At 62.7% G+C, this 16,092-nt stretch carries 16 protein-coding genes; 6 read left to right on the top strand and 10 right to left on the bottom strand.

Annotation, left to right across the window (positions count from 1 at the left end):
- The first annotated feature begins 78 nt into the window (after nt 1-78).
- The 3 genes from I6G83_RS13450 to I6G83_RS13460 all read left to right on the top strand — a co-directional run bounded on the left by I6G83_RS13450 (nt 79) and on the right by I6G83_RS13460 (nt 3,817).
- A complete protein-coding gene (locus I6G83_RS13450; protein ID WP_054307553.1) occupies nt 79-1,998 on the top strand; it encodes a methyl-accepting chemotaxis protein in 1,920 nt (639 codons plus the stop codon).
- A 112-nt stretch (nt 1,999-2,110) separates the two neighbouring features.
- Nucleotides 2,111-2,815 carry a cysteine hydrolase family protein gene (locus I6G83_RS13455; RefSeq protein ID WP_054307554.1) on the top strand — a complete coding sequence of 235 codons (705 nt, stop codon included), beginning with the start codon at nt 2,111-2,113 and terminating at the stop codon, nt 2,813-2,815.
- Nucleotides 2,816-2,869: 54 nt separating this feature from the next.
- On the top strand, nt 2,870-3,817 hold the full coding sequence (locus tag I6G83_RS13460) for a GlxA family transcriptional regulator (protein ID WP_054307555.1): 948 nt from the start codon (nt 2,870-2,872) through the stop codon (nt 3,815-3,817).
- A gap of 15 nt (nt 3,818-3,832) precedes the next feature.
- Here I6G83_RS13460 and I6G83_RS13465 read toward each other — a convergent pair whose 3' ends face one another.
- Together I6G83_RS13465 and I6G83_RS13470 are read right to left on the bottom strand one after the other, a co-directional pair.
- Complete coding sequence (locus I6G83_RS13465; protein WP_054307556.1) at nt 3,833-4,609, bottom strand: ABC transporter substrate-binding protein; 777 nt, start codon at nt 4,607-4,609, stop codon at nt 3,833-3,835.
- 28 nt (nt 4,610-4,637) lie between these two features.
- Entirely contained in the window at nt 4,638-5,792 is a 1,155-nt protein-coding gene (locus tag I6G83_RS13470; protein ID WP_054307557.1) for a methionine aminotransferase, read from the bottom strand.
- Between the two features lie 113 nt (nt 5,793-5,905).
- Between I6G83_RS13470 and I6G83_RS13475 the strand changes: the two genes are divergently transcribed.
- Together I6G83_RS13475 and bglX are read left to right on the top strand one after the other, a co-directional pair.
- Nucleotides 5,906-6,826, top strand: coding sequence for a LysR substrate-binding domain-containing protein (locus tag I6G83_RS13475; protein ID WP_054307558.1), 921 nt, complete (start codon nt 5,906-5,908; stop codon nt 6,824-6,826).
- 100 nt (nt 6,827-6,926) lie between these two features.
- Complete coding sequence (gene bglX / locus I6G83_RS13480) at nt 6,927-9,224, top strand: beta-glucosidase BglX (RefSeq protein WP_054307559.1); 2,298 nt, start codon at nt 6,927-6,929, stop codon at nt 9,222-9,224.
- Between the two features lie 78 nt (nt 9,225-9,302).
- On the opposite strand, the gene I6G83_RS13485 is transcribed toward bglX, so the two are convergent.
- Entirely contained in the window at nt 9,303-9,692 is a 390-nt protein-coding gene (locus I6G83_RS13485; protein WP_054307560.1) for a tautomerase family protein, read from the bottom strand.
- Nucleotides 9,692-10,000: a carboxymuconolactone decarboxylase family protein gene (locus I6G83_RS13490; protein ID WP_054307561.1), complete on the bottom strand. Its 309-nt coding sequence runs from the start codon at nt 9,998-10,000 to the stop codon at nt 9,692-9,694. The genes I6G83_RS13485 and I6G83_RS13490 overlap by 1 nt, the downstream gene beginning before the upstream one ends.
- A 100-nt stretch (nt 10,001-10,100) precedes the next feature.
- On the opposite strand from I6G83_RS13490, the gene I6G83_RS13495 reads away from it, so the two are divergent.
- Nucleotides 10,101-10,985, top strand: a complete 885-nt coding sequence (locus I6G83_RS13495) for a LysR substrate-binding domain-containing protein (protein WP_054307562.1) — start codon at nt 10,101-10,103, stop codon at nt 10,983-10,985.
- 238 nt (nt 10,986-11,223) lie between these two features.
- Here the strand turns inward: I6G83_RS13495 and I6G83_RS13500 are convergent, their stop codons facing one another.
- From I6G83_RS13500 to I6G83_RS13525, 6 genes are all read right to left on the bottom strand, one after another.
- Complete coding sequence (locus I6G83_RS13500; RefSeq protein ID WP_054307563.1) at nt 11,224-11,526, bottom strand: hypothetical protein; 303 nt, start codon at nt 11,524-11,526, stop codon at nt 11,224-11,226.
- Nucleotides 11,523-12,158, bottom strand: coding sequence for an AAA family ATPase (locus I6G83_RS13505; RefSeq protein WP_015671457.1), 636 nt, complete (start codon nt 12,156-12,158; stop codon nt 11,523-11,525). Before I6G83_RS13505 ends, I6G83_RS13500 begins: the two co-directional genes overlap by 4 nt.
- A gap of 291 nt (nt 12,159-12,449) precedes the next feature.
- Entirely contained in the window at nt 12,450-13,343 is an 894-nt protein-coding gene (locus I6G83_RS13510) for a LysR family transcriptional regulator (protein WP_061324664.1), read from the bottom strand.
- 51 nt (nt 13,344-13,394) lie between these two features.
- Nucleotides 13,395-14,579, bottom strand: a complete 1,185-nt coding sequence (locus I6G83_RS13515) for an MFS transporter (protein WP_054307376.1) — start codon at nt 14,577-14,579, stop codon at nt 13,395-13,397.
- A 233-nt stretch (nt 14,580-14,812) separates the two neighbouring features.
- Nucleotides 14,813-15,115, bottom strand: a complete 303-nt coding sequence (locus I6G83_RS13520) for a DUF1330 domain-containing protein (protein WP_054307377.1) — start codon at nt 15,113-15,115, stop codon at nt 14,813-14,815.
- Between the two features lie 3 nt (nt 15,116-15,118).
- Nucleotides 15,119-15,793 (bottom strand): GntR family transcriptional regulator, encoded by a 675-nt coding sequence (locus tag I6G83_RS13525; RefSeq protein WP_041411737.1) that lies wholly within the window; start codon nt 15,791-15,793, stop codon nt 15,119-15,121.
- Nucleotides 15,794-16,092 lie beyond the last annotated feature (299 nt).

Below are 16,092 nucleotides of genomic sequence, written 5' to 3' on the forward strand. Positions count from 1 at the left end.
CAGTCTGCAGTCAATAACTCCGTTTGCCCACCGATAACCCTTCTATATGAAGTTAAATGGGTAAAGGAGTCAGCATCCATGTCGTGGATGAATCACATTTCAATGAAGATGAAGCTCTTTGTGGCGCTGTTACCGATGCTGCTGGCGCTGTGCTGGTTTGTTGGCTCGGGCATGGTCACGCGCATTGAGACCCAGCGGCAGATGGACAGCCTGGGCCAGCTGATCGCGCTGGCCGGCAGCGCCGGCGGCGTGATCGATGAGCTGCAGAAGGAGCGGGGCATGAGCGCGGGGCTGCTGGCGTCCGGCGGGAAGAACTTCAGCAACGAACTGGCGGCCCAGCGTAAACAGACCGACCGCGCGGTGGCGCTGTTTCGCCGCGCGCTGGCCGGCGATCGGCAGGCGGCGGACGATAACGCTCGGATGCTGACCGCGTTCAACGGCCGCATGCAGGCGCTCGACGCGATGCGCTCCCGGGTCAGCGCGCTGAACGTTGACGCCGCCGATGCGGTGGCGGTCTACACCGCCGCCATCAGCGATCGGCTGCGCTTTGTCGGCGGGCTTAGCCAGCTGTCGTCGTCCGGCGAGGTGGTGAGCGAACTGGCGGCCTACTACAGCCTGCTGAACCTGAAAGAGCAGGCCGGGCTGGAGCGGGCGCTGCTGGCCGGCGTCTTTGCCGCCGACCGCTTCGGCGACGGCCAGTATCGCGCCCTGAGCGCGGTGGTGGCCCGGCAGACGGCCTGGCTGACGGCCGCCCAGCGTTTCAGCAGCCCGGCGCTGGCGGCGGCGCTGGACAGCGCGCAACAGGCTTCCGCGGCCCGGGCGGCCTTTACGCTGCGCGATATCGCGTTTGCCCGCGCCGAACGCGGCGGATTCGGCGTCGACCCGACGCAGTGGTTCAGCACGCAGACCGCGAGGATTGGCGTGCTGCACCAGCTGGAAAACGGCGCCGTCAGCGCGCTGCAGGATACGGTGTCTCAGCTGTCGGCGCAGGCGCGCGGCGACTGGCAGCGCTTCTTGCTGATCGGGGCGCTGGCGCTGGCGGCCGCAGTATCGATCGCCCTGGTGGTCGCCAGACGCCTCCATCGCCATCTGGAGGGGACGCTGAGCACTATCCAGCGGATGGAAAGCGATTTTACCCTGCGCCTGCAGGTGCCGGGCAGCGATGAGTTGTCGCGGCTTAATGCGGCCTATAATCAGGCCATCGGCAATATCCAGCGGATTATTCAGCAGATCAACGTCGGCGCCGGGGCGCTGCGCGCCACCAGCGGCGATATCGCCACCGGCAATCAGGATCTGGCGCAGCGCACCGATGAACAGGCGGCGTCGATCGTGGAAACGGCGGCGAGTATGGAGCAGATCGCCACCGCGATTGCCCACACCGCCAGCAACGCCGGTGAAGCGGAGCGGCTGATTACCGCCATGACGCATGAGGTGCAGGAGGCCAGCCGCATCGCCGATGACGCCAGCCAGAGCATGGTGGCGATCCGCGCCTCCAGCGAGCAGATTGCGCATATCGTCAGTTCGATTGACGATATTTCATTTCAGACCAACCTGCTGGCGCTGAACGCGGCGGTGGAGGCCGCCCGCGCCGGCGAGCTGGGGCGGGGCTTTGCCGTGGTTGCCGCCGAGGTGCGTAATTTGTCGCAGCGCTGCACGCAGGAGGCCAACCGCATCCGCGCGCTGGTCGGCCAGAATATGGAGCAGATCGGCGAAGGGGTGGCGCGGGTGGCCGACTCAAACAGCGCGCTGCAGGCGGCGGTGGGCAATACCGGGCAGATGCGGCAGTACGTCAGCGATATCGCTCACGCCGCCCAGGAGCAGACGCTCGGGGTGTCGCAAATCCAGCAGGCGCTGAACCAGCTCGAACAGGTCACCCAGCAGAACGCCGCGTTGGTGTCTGAGGTGGCCGCCGCCAGCCAGGTGCTGGACGAGCAGGCGGAAACGATGGCCGCGCTGGTGCAGTCGGTGGGGAATGCGTCGCCGCCGGTCGTGCACTGAGGCACGGTGCGTTTTTGGCCCGAAAGTACCGTATTTGGTCATGCCGGATACTCCTGTGCGGGCGCGAGGTAGGAAATAATCGCCTCCTCACTCACTCGTACAGGATATAACCATGAAAACGCTTTTCCCTGCCGCGTTGCTGGTCGCCATGATGGGCAGCAGCACGATGGCGCAGGACACGCAGCCGGTCAATACGAAAACTATCCGCGCGCAGTCGGGCGCACAGCCCACCACGGCGCTCTCCGCCGGTAAAACCGCGCTGATCGTGATCGATATTCAGAATGAGTATTATGCGGGCAAAGGATTCCGCGGCAAGATGGTGATTCCCGACGGCCGCGCGGTGCTGGAAAACAGCAAAAAGCTGGTTGATTTTGCCCATAAGCACCGCATGCCGGTCTATTTTGTCCGCCACGTCGGGGCGAAAGGGGGACCGCTGTTTGCCGCAGGGTCGGTGTATGCCGAGTTTCATCGGGAGCTGCAGCCTACCGCGCAGGACGCGGTGATCGAGAAAGCGACGCCCAGCGCGTTTGTCGCTACCGACCTGGATGCTCAGCTGAAAAAACAAGGCGTCACGACGCTGCTGGTTGCCGGCCTGATGACCCATATGTGCGTCTCCTCGACCGCGCGCGACGCGGTGCCGCTCGGCTATAGCGTGTTGATCGCCGGGGACGCTACGGCAACCCGCGATCTGGACGACGGCGCCGGCGGTGTGGTGGATCACCGGGTGCTGCAGCGCGCCGCGCTGGCGGGCGTGGCGGATGTGTTTGCTGAAATACACAGCACCCAGGATATTCTGTCGCTGCCGGTGAGCCGCTAGCGACCCTGCTGCCGCCCCGGCGGGCGGCGCTCTTGTTACGAGGCGTGAGTGTGGATGAAAATCGGCATTGTGGCGTTTGACGGTATTATTCCTTTCCATCTTTCGGTGCCCTTTGCGGTGTTTGAAAAGGTGCGCGCCCCCGACGGCGCGGCGCGCTGTGAACTCACCCTCTGCACGGCCACGCCCGGCGAACTCACCACCAATGCCGGCTTCTCCATCGTGGTGAATCACGGGCTGGAGGCGCTGAGCCGAATGGAGATGGTGATCGTTCCGAGCTGGGACGACCCGGCCCGGCCGCCGGAGCCTGCATTATTGGATGCCCTGCGGGCGGCGCACGCCGCCGGCGCCAAAATCGTCGGCCTGTGTATGGGCGCGTTTGTGGTGGCCGCCGCGGGGCTGCTGTATCGCCGTCAGGCGACGACGCACTGGCGCTGGATGGCGGATTTTCAGCAGCGCTATCCCGACGTCAGGACGGATAAGGACGTGCTGTATATCGACGAGGATGACGTGGTGACCTCGGCGGGCACCGCCGCCAGCATCGACTGCTGCCTGCATCTGGTAAGGAAAATCTGGGGGGCGGATACCGCGGCGCACGTGGCGCGTCAGCTGGTGGTGGTGCCGCACCGGCAGGGCGGGCAGTCGCAGTATGTGGCGCTGCCGGTACAGAACACGCGTCAGGGGGATAATTTTTCGCAGGCGCTGGAGTGGGTGACGGCGAACCTGCAGCAGACGCTGTCACTGGATCGGGTCGCCGAGAAAGCCTGCATGAGCCGCCGCAGTTTTACCCGCCGCTTCCAGCAGACGACGGGCAACAGCTTTGCGCAGTGGCTGCTGAACCAGCGCCTGATCGCCGCCCAGCGCTTTTTGGAAAAAAGCGATCGCTCCATTGAATATATCGCCGAAACGGTGGGTTTCCCTTCCACCACCTCGCTGCGCCGCCATTTTCTCAAGCATCTCAACACCTCGCCGTCACGCTACCGGCGCGAGTTTCGCGGGCGCTGATTGTGCCCGCGGGCGTTATTTCACCGCGACGTCGATGTCGCCGAAATACTTCTGCGCCAGCTTATCGACCGTGCCCTGTTGCTGCACCTGTACGATCGCCGCATCCAGCCGCTGTTTCAGCGCGCTGTCCTGCTTGCGCAGCCCGAAGGCGATGCCGGAGCCGAAAATCTTCTCATCCTGCACCGCGTCGCCGACGAAGGTGAAGCCCTTGCCCTCCGGCCGGGAGAGGAAACCGCTCTGGCCGGCGGGCGCCATAATCAGCGTGGCGTCGAGCCGTCCGGCGCTCAGGTCGAGGTACACCTGATTCTGATCCTGATAGGCGACCACCTCGACGCCCTGCGGCGCCCAGTGCGCCTTGGCGTAGTTTTCCTGAATTGACCCCTGCAGCACGCCGACGCGCTTGCCGGCCAGCGCTTTGGCGTCGGGCGTCAGCCCGCCGTCGGCTTTGGCGATCAGCCGGTTGGGCACCTGATAAATCGCCCGGGTAAAGGCGATGGCCCGTTTCCGCTGTTCGGTGACGTTCATCGCCGAGTTAATCGCGTCAAATTTGCGCGCCTGCAGCGCCGGGATCAGACTGTCGAACGAGGTTTCCACCCAGCTGCAGCGCAGTTTAGCGGCGGCGCAGACCGCGTTGCCGAGATCGATATCAAACCCCTCCAGCTCGCCGCTGGCGGATTTGGACTCGAACGGCGGGTACAGCGCCTCGACGCCGAAGCGCAGATCGGCGGCCTGGCTGACGCCGGCGGCGAGCAGACAACCGGCGGCCAGCAGTGTTTTCAGTGTGGTGTGCATCGCGGTTTCCTCAGTGGCGTACGGTCGGTTATACGGTCTGCAGACGGCGCGCGCCTTCGCGCAGCGTCTGGTCATCTTTGGCGAAGCTCAGGCGAATAATGCCGGTATCGCTGCCGTCGCTGTAAAACGCCGACAGCGGAATAGTGGCGACCTGCGCCTCGCGGATCAGCCGCACGGCGAAGTCGTTGTCGCTCTCCTGGCTGAAGGTGCTAAAGCGCGCCAGCATAAAGAAGCTGCCGGCGCTCGGCAGCAGCTCAAAGCGTGACCCCTGCAGCGCCGCGGCCAGCAGATCGCGCTTTTGCTGGTAGAAGGCGGCCAGCCCGAGATAGCTCTGCGCATCGGCCAGCGCCGCGGCGAAGGCGTACTGCATCGGCGTATCGGCGGAGAACACCAGAAACTGATGCACCTTGCGGATCTCCGACGTCAGCGCCGCCGGCGCCAGGCAGTAGCCGATGCGCCAGCCGGTAACGTGATAGGTTTTGCCGAACGACGAGACGATCACGCTGCGCTCCGCCAGCTGTGGATGGCGCGCCATACTGTGATGCGCGGCGCCGTCGAACACCACGTGCTCATACACCTCGTCCGACAGGATCACGATGTCGGTATTGCGCGTCAGCGCGCTCAGGCGCGCGATGTCCTGCTCGTCGAGCAGCGCGCCGGTCGGGTTATGCGGGCTGTTGATGATGATCATCCGCGTGTTGCCGTTGATGGCGGCGGCCACCTCATCCCAGTCAATGCGCAGATCCTGCAACGACAGCCGGACAGGCACCGGCCGCGCGCCCTGCAGCCGCACGATGGGGGCATAGCTGTCGAACGCCGGTTCGAAATAGATCACCTCGTCGCCGCGCTGCACCAGCGCGCTGATGGCGGCGTACAGGCCTTCGCTGGCGCTGGCCAGCACGGTGATCTCCGTCTCGGCGTCATAGCGTGCGCCGTACAGGCGCTGCGTTTTTTCCGCCAGCGCGTGGCGCAGGGCGGACACGCCGCTCATCGGTGCATACTGGTTATGACCGGCGCGCATGGCTTGCTCGGCGTCGTTAATCAGCTGCGGCGCGCAGCCGAAGTTGGGGGCGCCCTGCGCCAGATTCAGCGCCTGATGTTCGGCGCTCAGCTGGCCGATCACGGTAAAAATGGTGGTGCCGACGTCCGGCAGTTTGGAACGGGGTGAACAGGCGCTCTGCATGGCGGCTCCGGGGCAGCGAGTAGGTTGAGTGATTAAGCAACAGCCGTTATGGCGCGACAAGAGAAACTTTGTCATGCTAGCCATGCGTTTCGCTCATGGCTGGAGAGACCCGGATGCCCACGACGTTACCTTCGCTCGACGTGTTGAAAACCTTTGTTGCGGTGGCGCAACGGCTGAACTTTACCCATGCCGCGCAGGCGCTGCACCTGACGCAGGGGGCGGTGAGCCGGCAGATCCTCGGTCTGGAGCGGCAGCTTGGCTACCCGCTGTTCAGCCGCCATGCGCGCGGGCTGGCGCTGACGCCGCAGGGCGCGCAGCTGCTTGGGCCGGTGCGTCAGGCGCTGGGACAGCTGGCCGAGGCCGTCGCCCGCGTCGGCGCCCAGCCCGGCACGCTGCGCATCAAATGCCCGACCTGCGCCATGCGCTGGCTGTTGCCCAGAATTATTCGTCTGCAGAATGAGCGGCCGGAACTGCATATCGAACTGACCGCTTCGGTATCGCACCGGCTGGACTTTGCCGGCGAGCAGTTTGACGCGGCGGTCACCTTCGGCGCGCCGCCGGGCAAACGGCTGACGGCGCACCCGCTGTTTGACGAGGTGCTGACGCCGGTCTGTACGCCGGGCTATCTCTCCGCAACGCCGCGGCTGGAGGAGCTGGCGGAGAAAACCCTGCTGCACCCGACGCGCGACCGGCGCGACTGGCTGCGCTGGCTGAAGGCGGCCGGCGGCGCGGCGCTGCCCTCGCGCAAGTCGCAGCATTTCGACACGCTGGATCTGGCGATGAGCGCGGCATTGCAGGGGCTGGGCATTGCGATCGGCGACCTGTGCCTGCTGGAGGAAGATATTCAGGCGCGGCGCATCGTGACGCCGTTTGCGCTGAGCGTCGCCAGCGGCGCCGGCTATTATTTGGTCTATCCTGAACGTACGCCGCCGCCGGACGGGCTGGCCCTGCTGACGGATTTTCTGACGCAGGAAGCAGCGCACAGCCGCGCCCGGCTGGCGCGCTATCTGGCGGCGACGGCTAACAGCTTGTAACCATAACGGTTTCAACGGGGAAAAAGAGTGTGGCACACTCCCTGATACCTGTTTACTTTCCCGCCGGGTTCCGCGGCGGGAACCTGCCTGAGATAACAATATGAAATGGCTTTGTGCAGTGGGTTTGGTGTCCGGCCTGGCGGTCAGTCCGGTTTTTGCGCAGGAAAGCGGCGCAACGCAAGGAATTAATGTTCAGCAGCGCGATGCGTTCGTCAGCAAGCTGATGAAGCAGATGACGCTGGAAGAGAAAATCGGCCAGCTGCGCTTAATCAGCGTCGGGCCGGATAATCCGAAAGAGGCGATCCGCGAAGGCATCCGCAAGGGGCAGATCGGTGCAATCTTCAACACCGTCACCCGGCCGGATATCCGCGTGATGCAGGACCAGGCGATGCAGCTCAGTCGCCTGAAGATCCCGCTGTTTTTCGCCTATGACGTGGTGCACGGCCAGCGCACGGTATTCCCCATCAGCCTGGGGCTGGCCGCCAGTTTCGATCTGGAGGCCATCGCGCTCAGCGGCCGGGTCTCCGCCCAGGAGGCCAGCGACGACGGCCTGAATATGACCTTCTCGCCGATGGTTGATATCACCCGCGACCCGCGCTGGGGACGGGTATCGGAAGGCTTCGGCGAGGACACCTGGCTGGTGTCGAAAATTGCCAAAGTGATGGTGGACGCCTACCAGAACGGCGATCCGGCCAAACCCGGCTCGGTGATGGCCAGCGTGAAGCACTTTGCGCTGTACGGCGCGACCGAAGGCGGACGCGACTACAACACCGTGGATATGAGCCCGCTGCGCATGCAGCAGGACTACCTGCCGCCGTACAGGGCGGCGGTGGACGCCGGCAGCGGCGGGGTGATGGTGTCGCTGAATTCGATTAACGGTATTCCCGCCACCGCCAATCCCTGGCTGCTGAAGGATCTGCTGCGCAACCAGTGGGGCTTTGGCGGCATCACCATCAGCGACCACGGCGCGATTAAGGAGCTGATCAAGCACGGCGTGGCGCAGGACCCGCGTGACGCGGTGCGGCTGGCGATCACCTCCGGCGTAGATATGAGCATGAGCGATGAATATTACGACAAATATCTGCCGGGGCTGGTGAAAGAAGGGCTGGTGTCGGAGAGCGATATTGACCGCGCCTGCCGCGACGTGCTGAACACCAAATATGCGATGGGGCTGTTCAAGGATCCGTACGTACACCTTGGCCCGGCGGGTTCCGACCCGCAGGACACCAACGCCGAAAGCCGTCTGCACCGCGCCGAGGCGCGCGACGTGGCGCGCCGCACCCAGGTGCTGCTGAAAAACGATAACCAGACGCTGCCGCTGCGCAAGCAGGGCACCATTGCGCTGGTGGGGCCGATGGCCGACAGTCAGCGCGATATGATGGGCAGCTGGTCGGCCGCCGGCGTCAGCAAACAGTCGGTGACCCTGCTGCAGGGGATGAGAAACGCGGTGGGCGACAAGGCGAAAATCATCTACGCCAAAGGGGCCAACATCACGCAGGATAAGAGCATCATTGATTATCTGAACCTGTACGAGCCGGCGGTGGTGTTTGACCCGCGGCCGCCGCAGCAGATGATTGACGAAGCGGTCAGCGCCGCCAAACAGGCGGACGTGGTGGTGGCGGTGGTCGGCGAATCGCAGGGCATGGCGCACGAGGCGTCGAGCCGCGCCGATATCACCATTCCGCAGAGCCAGCGCGACCTGATCAAGGCGCTGAAGGCCACCGGTAAGCCGCTGGTGCTGGTGCTGATGAACGGCCGGCCGCTGGCGCTGGAGTGGGAAAGCCAACAGGCGGATGCGATGCTGGAAACCTGGTTCAGCGGCACCGAAGGCGGCAATGCGGTGGCGGACGTGCTGTTCGGCGACTACAACCCGTCGGGCAAGCTGCCGATGACCTTCCCGCGCTCCGTGGGCCAGATCCCGATGTACTACAACCATCTGAACACCGGGCGGCCGTTTAACAAGGAGAATCCGGGCAAGTACACCTCGCGCTACTTCGACTCGCCCAATGGCCCGCTGTATCCGTTCGGCTACGGCCTGAGCTACAGCCGCTTCACGCTGTCGGACTTCACGCTGTCCAGCCCGACCATGGCGCGCAACGGCAAAATCACCGCCAGCGTGACGCTGAAAAACAACGGTAACTACGACGGCGCTACCGTGGTGCAGCTGTATCTGCAGGATGAAACCGCGTCGGTCAGCCGGCCGGTGAAAGAGCTGCGCAACTTCCGCAAAGTGACGCTGAAGGCGGGCCAGGCGACCACGGTCGAGATGCCGATCGATGAAAACGATCTGAAGTTCTACAACGCCAGCCTGAAGTGGGGCGCGGAACCGGGCAAATTCAACGCGTTTGTCGGTCTGGATTCCGCCCAGACGCTGCAGCAGAGCTTCACGCTGAAGTAAACGCCGACGCCGGGCCGCAACGGCCCGGCGTGATTCCGCTTATCCTGCCGCGCAAGGAACGTCCCTGCGTCTTACCGTTTAGCGCCCCTGCGGGGCATAGATCTCGCCGTTGCTGAAGCTCCAGTCATCCGGCTGATTGTTTTGCACGATCACCATCACATCGTCCGGATTGATGGACAGCTCCTGCTGCAGCCGTTCGCTCAGCGCCCGGTAGAAGTTCTGTTTCTGCGTACGCGTACGGGGCTTGCCGGCGATAATCTGAAACAGCATAAAATCGTCGCTGCGTGCGCCGCTCAGGTAATGGCGGGAGAACACACGCTGATTGGCGGGCAGCGTCTCAATAACCTGGAAGCGATCGTCCGGCGGCACGGCGAACTCTTCGGTCAGGCAGCGGTGCAGAATGTCGGAAAGCCGCGCCAGCTGCGCATCGCTGTAGCCCTGGCGCAGCGTGATACGGGTAAAAGGCATCAGATTTCCTCCTCATCCAGGCAGCCGAACGCGGAGACCGCGGCGGGCCAGCCGGCGTAAAACGCCAGATGGGTAAACACCTCGGCGATTTCCTGACGGGTCAGGCCGTTTTGCCGGCCGAAGCTGATGTGCCACGGCAGCTGCTGCACGCGTCCCAGCGCCGTTAGCGCAGCCAGCGTGACCAGACTGCGTTCGCGCGGCGTAAGTTCCTTGCGCCGCCATATATCATCAAACAACACCTCTTTGCTCAGTTCAGCCAGTTTGGGGGCAAGTCTGGCAAGGGTTTCACGATCGGGGGATATCGTCATGGCGTACTCTCCGGATTGACAGTAAGCGCATTCTGACGCCATAGTTTTATCCCGAAAATCAAATTATACAGAACCCACCATCCCGTATTTCAGGATAGTTATGGAAAAACGTACTCAAGCACTCGATCTTGACGCACTGCGTAGTTTTGTCGTCGGCATCGAGTCCGGCAGCTTTGCGCTGGCGGCGAAGCGTCTGTGCCGTTCCACCTCCGCCGTCAGCGCCCAGTTGAAAAAGTTGGAGATGCAGTGCGGCGTTGCCCTGGTGGTGAAAAATGGCCGTCATTTGGCGCTGACCCAGCACGGCGAAATAGTGCTGGGTTACGCCCGGCGGATGCTGGCGCTCAATGATGAGGCGCAGCGCGCGCTGCAGGGCGAATTGCTGCAGGGGGAAATCCGCATCGGCATGCAGGAAGACTTTGGCGAATCGCTGATGCCGGGAATGCTCGGGCAGCTGAAACGCCATCATCCGGGGCTGCGCATCAGCGCGCGGATAGATCGCAATCACGCGTTGTTGAGCGGGCTGGCGGAAAAAACGCTGGATATGGCGCTGATGTGGCAGCCGGATACGCCCCTGCAGGACGGTCGGCTACTTGGCCGCTGCCAGCTGGAGTGGGTTTACCACCGTGAGCTGGATATTGACGCGCTATTGGCGCAGGGCGAACCGCTGCCGCTGGTGATGTTTGCCAGCCCTTGTCTGATGCGCGCCCGCGCTACCGCCTGTCTGGACCGGGCAGGGATCCCGTGGCGCGTGATGTTTGTCAGCCACAGCCTGAGCGGAATCTGGGCAGCGGTGCAGGCGGGGCTTGGCATCACCGTACGTACGCGCATCGGCATGCCGGATAATCTGCGTATTGCCGGTGGTCAGCTGCCGTCGCCGGGGAATTTGGGGATAGTGCTGGGCCAGACGCCGGCGGACGGAGAGGCGGGGACGGTACGGACACTCGTGGCGCGCCTGATGGAGGAGGCGCTGGCGGATATCCGCTGATGCCGTAGGGCCGCCTGACGTTATTCGGGCAGGAGAGGGGAGATGCTCAGCCTTTGTCGTTGCCGGCGGGTTTTTAGCACTAATGGATTGTTTATCAATGGGTTTATTGCGCCGCTGACCGGCGGCGCATGTCGTTTAGGCTGTGAAGCTGCTTAACTGCCAGCCTAATATTCTAATAACTTATTAAGCTGGTAATTTATCGGGCCAAGACGCGCGTATCTGCCGGAGGCGGACGGCGTCAGGATTTTTTCAGCAGTTCCAGCAGGTGGTTCTCGCTTTTTTCCGTCAGGCCGTCGATGGCCAGTTTGATGATATCGGAACGGGTGACGCGCACGATGCCGTTGCGCGCCGCCAGTACGATCATTGCATCAATGGCCTCGACGTGGCTGTCGGTCAGGCTGACGGACAGCGCCTTATAGGTGCGCTTACGCCCCTGCGGCTTGGCCTCGGCGGCCGGCGCCGGTACGTGCAGCGTATGCGAGGTGGCGCTGTTGATAAACTCATCTTCCGTCATGCGCTGGCTCGGGGTACGTTTTTTCACAGGATCACCTCTTTGACCAGGCTGGCGATTTCGTGCTGCGCTTTTTCATTATTCGCTTCATGAATGGTTTTCGCTTCGCCCCAGGCATCGCGATAAATCTTGCGGTCGCACAGGCGGTTGCCCACTAGCTTGAACTCCGGGTATTCGCTCAGCACTTCCGCCGCCTCGTTGGCCTCGTTAATAAAGATATTGGTCGGGCACATATTGAGCACAATATAGCCTTTGACCTTCTCATTATACTCCTGCGCGGTGGAGAACATTTCCGACAGGTAGCCGATGGTGTCGAGGTCCATCTGCGAAGGGCGCAGCGGCGAGAGGAACAGGTCGGCGGCCAGCAGGCCGGAGCGCAGTTCGGCGCTGTCGCGGCCGGCGGTGTCGACAATCACATAGTCGTAATGGCGATCCAGCTCCAGCAGGGTTTCCTTGATTTTACCGGAGGCGGCGACCACCGGGATATGCGGCAGCCCCTCAACGTTCTGGCGATCGTTGTACCAGGTCATGATCGATTTTTGGTCATCGGCGTCGACGATAATCGCCGTTTTGCCTTCCTTGATAATCAGATATCCGGCGATGTTTACCGCCTTGGTGGATTTCCCTACGCCGCCTTTTTGCGAACCAATCAAAACAATCATGCTGCCATCTCTCAAGTTATTAAGTCATTAACTTATTAAGTTAGTGACTTGACAGGTTGATAATCTAACGGGTTAGTCAGAACGAATAGCCACCAATATGCCTTAACTTATGCAGGTTGCCAAGCTGCTATCCGCTTAACTTAAGAGCTTATTCTGCTGATAACTTATTAGCCGGGCAATTGGGAAAGTTCTGGTTCATACGGGGAAGGGTGTCGCTGTGCAGCTTACTTTGTTATTAACTTAATAAGCTATTTAGTTGCCAGCTTGGTGGGTAAGCGGCGGCGAAGCCGCTCAGGCAAAGCGTTCGACCGCCCATTCGATAAACACCCGCAGCTTGCTGCTCAGGTGGCGGTTGGAGGGATAGACCACATAGGTGGGTTCCGCCGGCGGCTGCCAGTCGTCGAGAATGCTGACCAGTTCGCCGCGCTCCAGATGCGGCTGCGCCATAAAACGCAGCGTCTGCACGATGCCTAATCCGGACAGCGCCGCGGCCAGCAGGGCGCCGCCCTCGTTGACGCTGATTTGGTAGCGATGCTGGATCTCAAACTGCCGGCCGGCCTCGACAAAGCGCAGCGGCTGGATGCGATCGTTCACCGCGTGTCGGTAGTGCGCCAGCGGGAAGCCCTGCTCCAGTTCGGCAGGATGGCGCGGCGTGCCGTAACGCGCCAGATAGTCCGGCGTGGCGCAGGTCACCCAGCTCAGGCTGAACAGCCGCCGGGCGATCAGGCTGGAGTCCGCCAGCGTCCCGCTGCGGATCACACAGTCGGCGTTGTCGTTAATCAGGTTGATTTGCCGGTCGCTGACGCCAAGGTCGACCTGGATCTGCGGGTAGCGGGCGAAGAAGTCCGGCAGCGCCGGCAGCAGCAGCTGGCGCGCGGTGCCGCCGCCGACGTCGATGCGCAGCACGCCCTGCGGCGAGCTTTGCGAATCGGTCATGCAGCCTTCCATCTGCTCCAGCTCCGCCAGCCATTTTACCGTGCGGCGGTAGTAGCATTCGCCTTCCGGCGTCACCGCCACGCTGCGGGTGGTGCGCTGCAGCAGCTTGGTCTGCAGGTGATTTTCCAGGTTGCGGATCAGCTTGCTGACGGTGGCTTTCGGCATCCGCAGCGTATCGGCGGCGCGGGTAAAGCCGCCGGTTTCCACCACGCGGATAAAGACGCGGATTGCCAGTAAGTGATGGTCCATGCTGCTCCTGCTGTTAGGCCAGGGCGCGACGCGGCGCGCCCGTGATGCGGGTTAACACTGTTTAGCGTCAACCGGGTCGGAACGCAAGGATAAACCGAACACCAGCGCCGCCGACAGGATCAGCGCGCCGCCGAACAGCATGGCGCTGCTGACGCCCTGCCAGTCCACCACTTCGCCGCCCAGCAGCGCGCCGGAGGCCAGCGCAATCTGGATCACGCACACCAGCAGCGCCTGGCCGGCTTCCGGCGCCTGCGGCACCGCGGCGAACATCCAGTTGGTGGCGCACACCGGCACCGCGCCGAAGGCCAGCCCCCAGATCAGCACCATCAGCGTGGCGCCGGCCACGCCGCTCAGCAGCGGCGAGACGATCAAAATCCCCGCCAGCATCACGGCAATCAGAATACAGGTGGCGCGCAGGCTGTGCTCCGCCAGCCGCTCGCCGGCGAAGGTGCCCAGCAGGCCGATGGCGCCGTAGGCCAGCAGCTGCAGGGAGATGGCCGACGGGCTGAGGACAAATACCTGTTGCAGCAGCGGACGCAGGTAGGTGTAGGCGGCAAAGTGGCCGATAAACAGCAGCACGATGGCGAGCAGCCCGATACGCGCCAGCGGCAGGCGCAGCGGCAGCAGCAGATCGCGCACGGTAACCGCACGCGACGGCGGCACCGAGGTCAGCAGACGCAGCTGCGCCAGCAGCACCAGCAGCGCCAGCGCTGCGCTGCCAAAGAAGGCGCTGCGCCAGCCGAAGGCGTCGCCAATCAGCGCGCCGGCGGGGACGCCGCACACCGCGCCGACCGAAATACCGCTGAGGATCAGCGCAGTGGCGCGGCCCTGGCTGCTCTCCGGCACCAGATGGCGGCCGTAGTTGGCGGCGAACGACCAGAAGCCGCCGACGCAGATGCCGAGCAGCACCCGACCGAGCAGCATCATCGGGAAGTTGACCGCCAGCGCGGAAACCAGATTGGACACTATCAGCAACAATGACAGTCCGAGCATCAGCAGGCGACGGTCAAGGCGCCCGGAGGCCAGGCTCAGCAGCGGCGCGGCGACGGCGGCCACGATGCCGGGCATGGTGACCATCAGCCCGGCGTTGCCGGTGCTGACGTGCAGCGACGGGGCGATATTGGTCAGCAGGCCGATGGGTAAAAACTCGGTGGTGACCATCACAAAACAGGCCACCGTCAGGGAGAACACGGCGGCCCAGGGCGAATTTGCAGGCTTATCTTTATTATTCAGCATAGTAGCGTTCATCTCAGCGGGTGAATGCCAGCGAGGGGCGGCATCTTTAAGTGATCAAGATCGCAATTTACGCAGTGCGCCGCGGCAGATAAATATCTTCGCCGTGGTTACACTGTTTACCATGGTGGATAATAGAACCTGATGAAATTCCTATGCTTATTTCTTGTTTTCTGATTTTTGGCTATTGATATTCACGTTATGGATAACGCCTGCGACAGTGACCGAGCCGGCAGCTAGGCCGCGGGCGCGACGTTCAGCCCATCCACAATGGTAATCATCACCTCGGCGCAGCCCGCGCGCGCCTGCTTCGCCCGCTGGTAGGCTTCGGAACGGTAACAGGCCAGCGCGCTCTGGTAGTCGTCAAACTCTATCAGCACGTGCTTGGTGAAGGGCGCGCCCTCCAGCGATTCAGCCTGTTCGCCGCGCGCCAGAAAGCGCGCGTTGTACTGACGGAACGCCTCGGGGGCGGCGGCCATATACGCCTGATAGCGTTGCGGATCCGTCACCGTGACGTGGGCAATCCAGTAAGCGGGCATCGGTTACTCCTGTGGTTGCAGTATCAGCCTGGCCAGCGCGGAGGCTTCGGTCAGGTGCTCAAACACCTCCTGCTTCGCCTGCGCCGGGTCGTTTTTCTCAATCGCGTTGAAGATGCGCGTCATGCGTTCGTAGCCCGCCACCTGCCGCTCACGGGTTTTCAGCGTCAGCGCCCGCAGCCGGCTGATGCGGCTATTGAGACGCTGCACAATCTCCCAGGCGATGGCGTGCCCGGCGACGTCGAAGATGGTTTTATAAAACTCCTGCGAGGCGTCGACGCGCTTGATATCGTCCTGTTCGCGGGAGGCGCGGTCGATCTGCAGCAGTTTTTCGTGCAGCAGCTTCTTATCCTTGCTTTTGGCGTGCAGCGCGCAGTCGTGCGCGGCTTCCTGCTCCAGCAGCAGGCGGATATTGTAAATCTGTTCGGCGATGTCCCAGGTGAGGATCGCCACAATCGGCCCCTTCTTGGGCAGGATCTCAATCAGTCCTTCCGCTTCCAGATAACGGATCACCTCGCGCACCACGCTGCGGCTGACGCCCAGTTCCTCGCTGAGCGTGCGTTCCACCAGCCGGTCGCCGGCGGCAAAGTAGCCGGAGATAATCGCGCGGCGGACGTTGTTAAGGGCCAGTTCACGCAGCGTCAGCGGCGCGTTTTCGATCTTCAGTGGGGTGTGCGTCATCCTGTCGGTCTCTCTCATCGGTATCACTTCCTTGGCTATTACTCTTAGCACCTTTTCCCTGAACAATGCAATGTTGTTCTGATGGTATACCAAACGCCGCGTCGGCGAAAAAGGAAATCAGGCGTAGATCACAAATTCATCACATCGATAAAAAAATGTCCTCACCACTATAGCCTATCCGGCAAAAAAGGCGGCGCAGCGCGGTTTTTGACCGCCATGTCGCCCGCATTCTGCGGCATGCGGGCGATAAAACCGGGCGGTCGCGCCGCCGTTCCCTCTCTGATTTATGCCGTTGAATC

It is taken from the genome of Serratia rubidaea, assembly GCF_016026735.1.
Classification (GTDB): Bacteria; Pseudomonadota; Gammaproteobacteria; order Enterobacterales; family Enterobacteriaceae; genus Serratia_B; species Serratia_B rubidaea.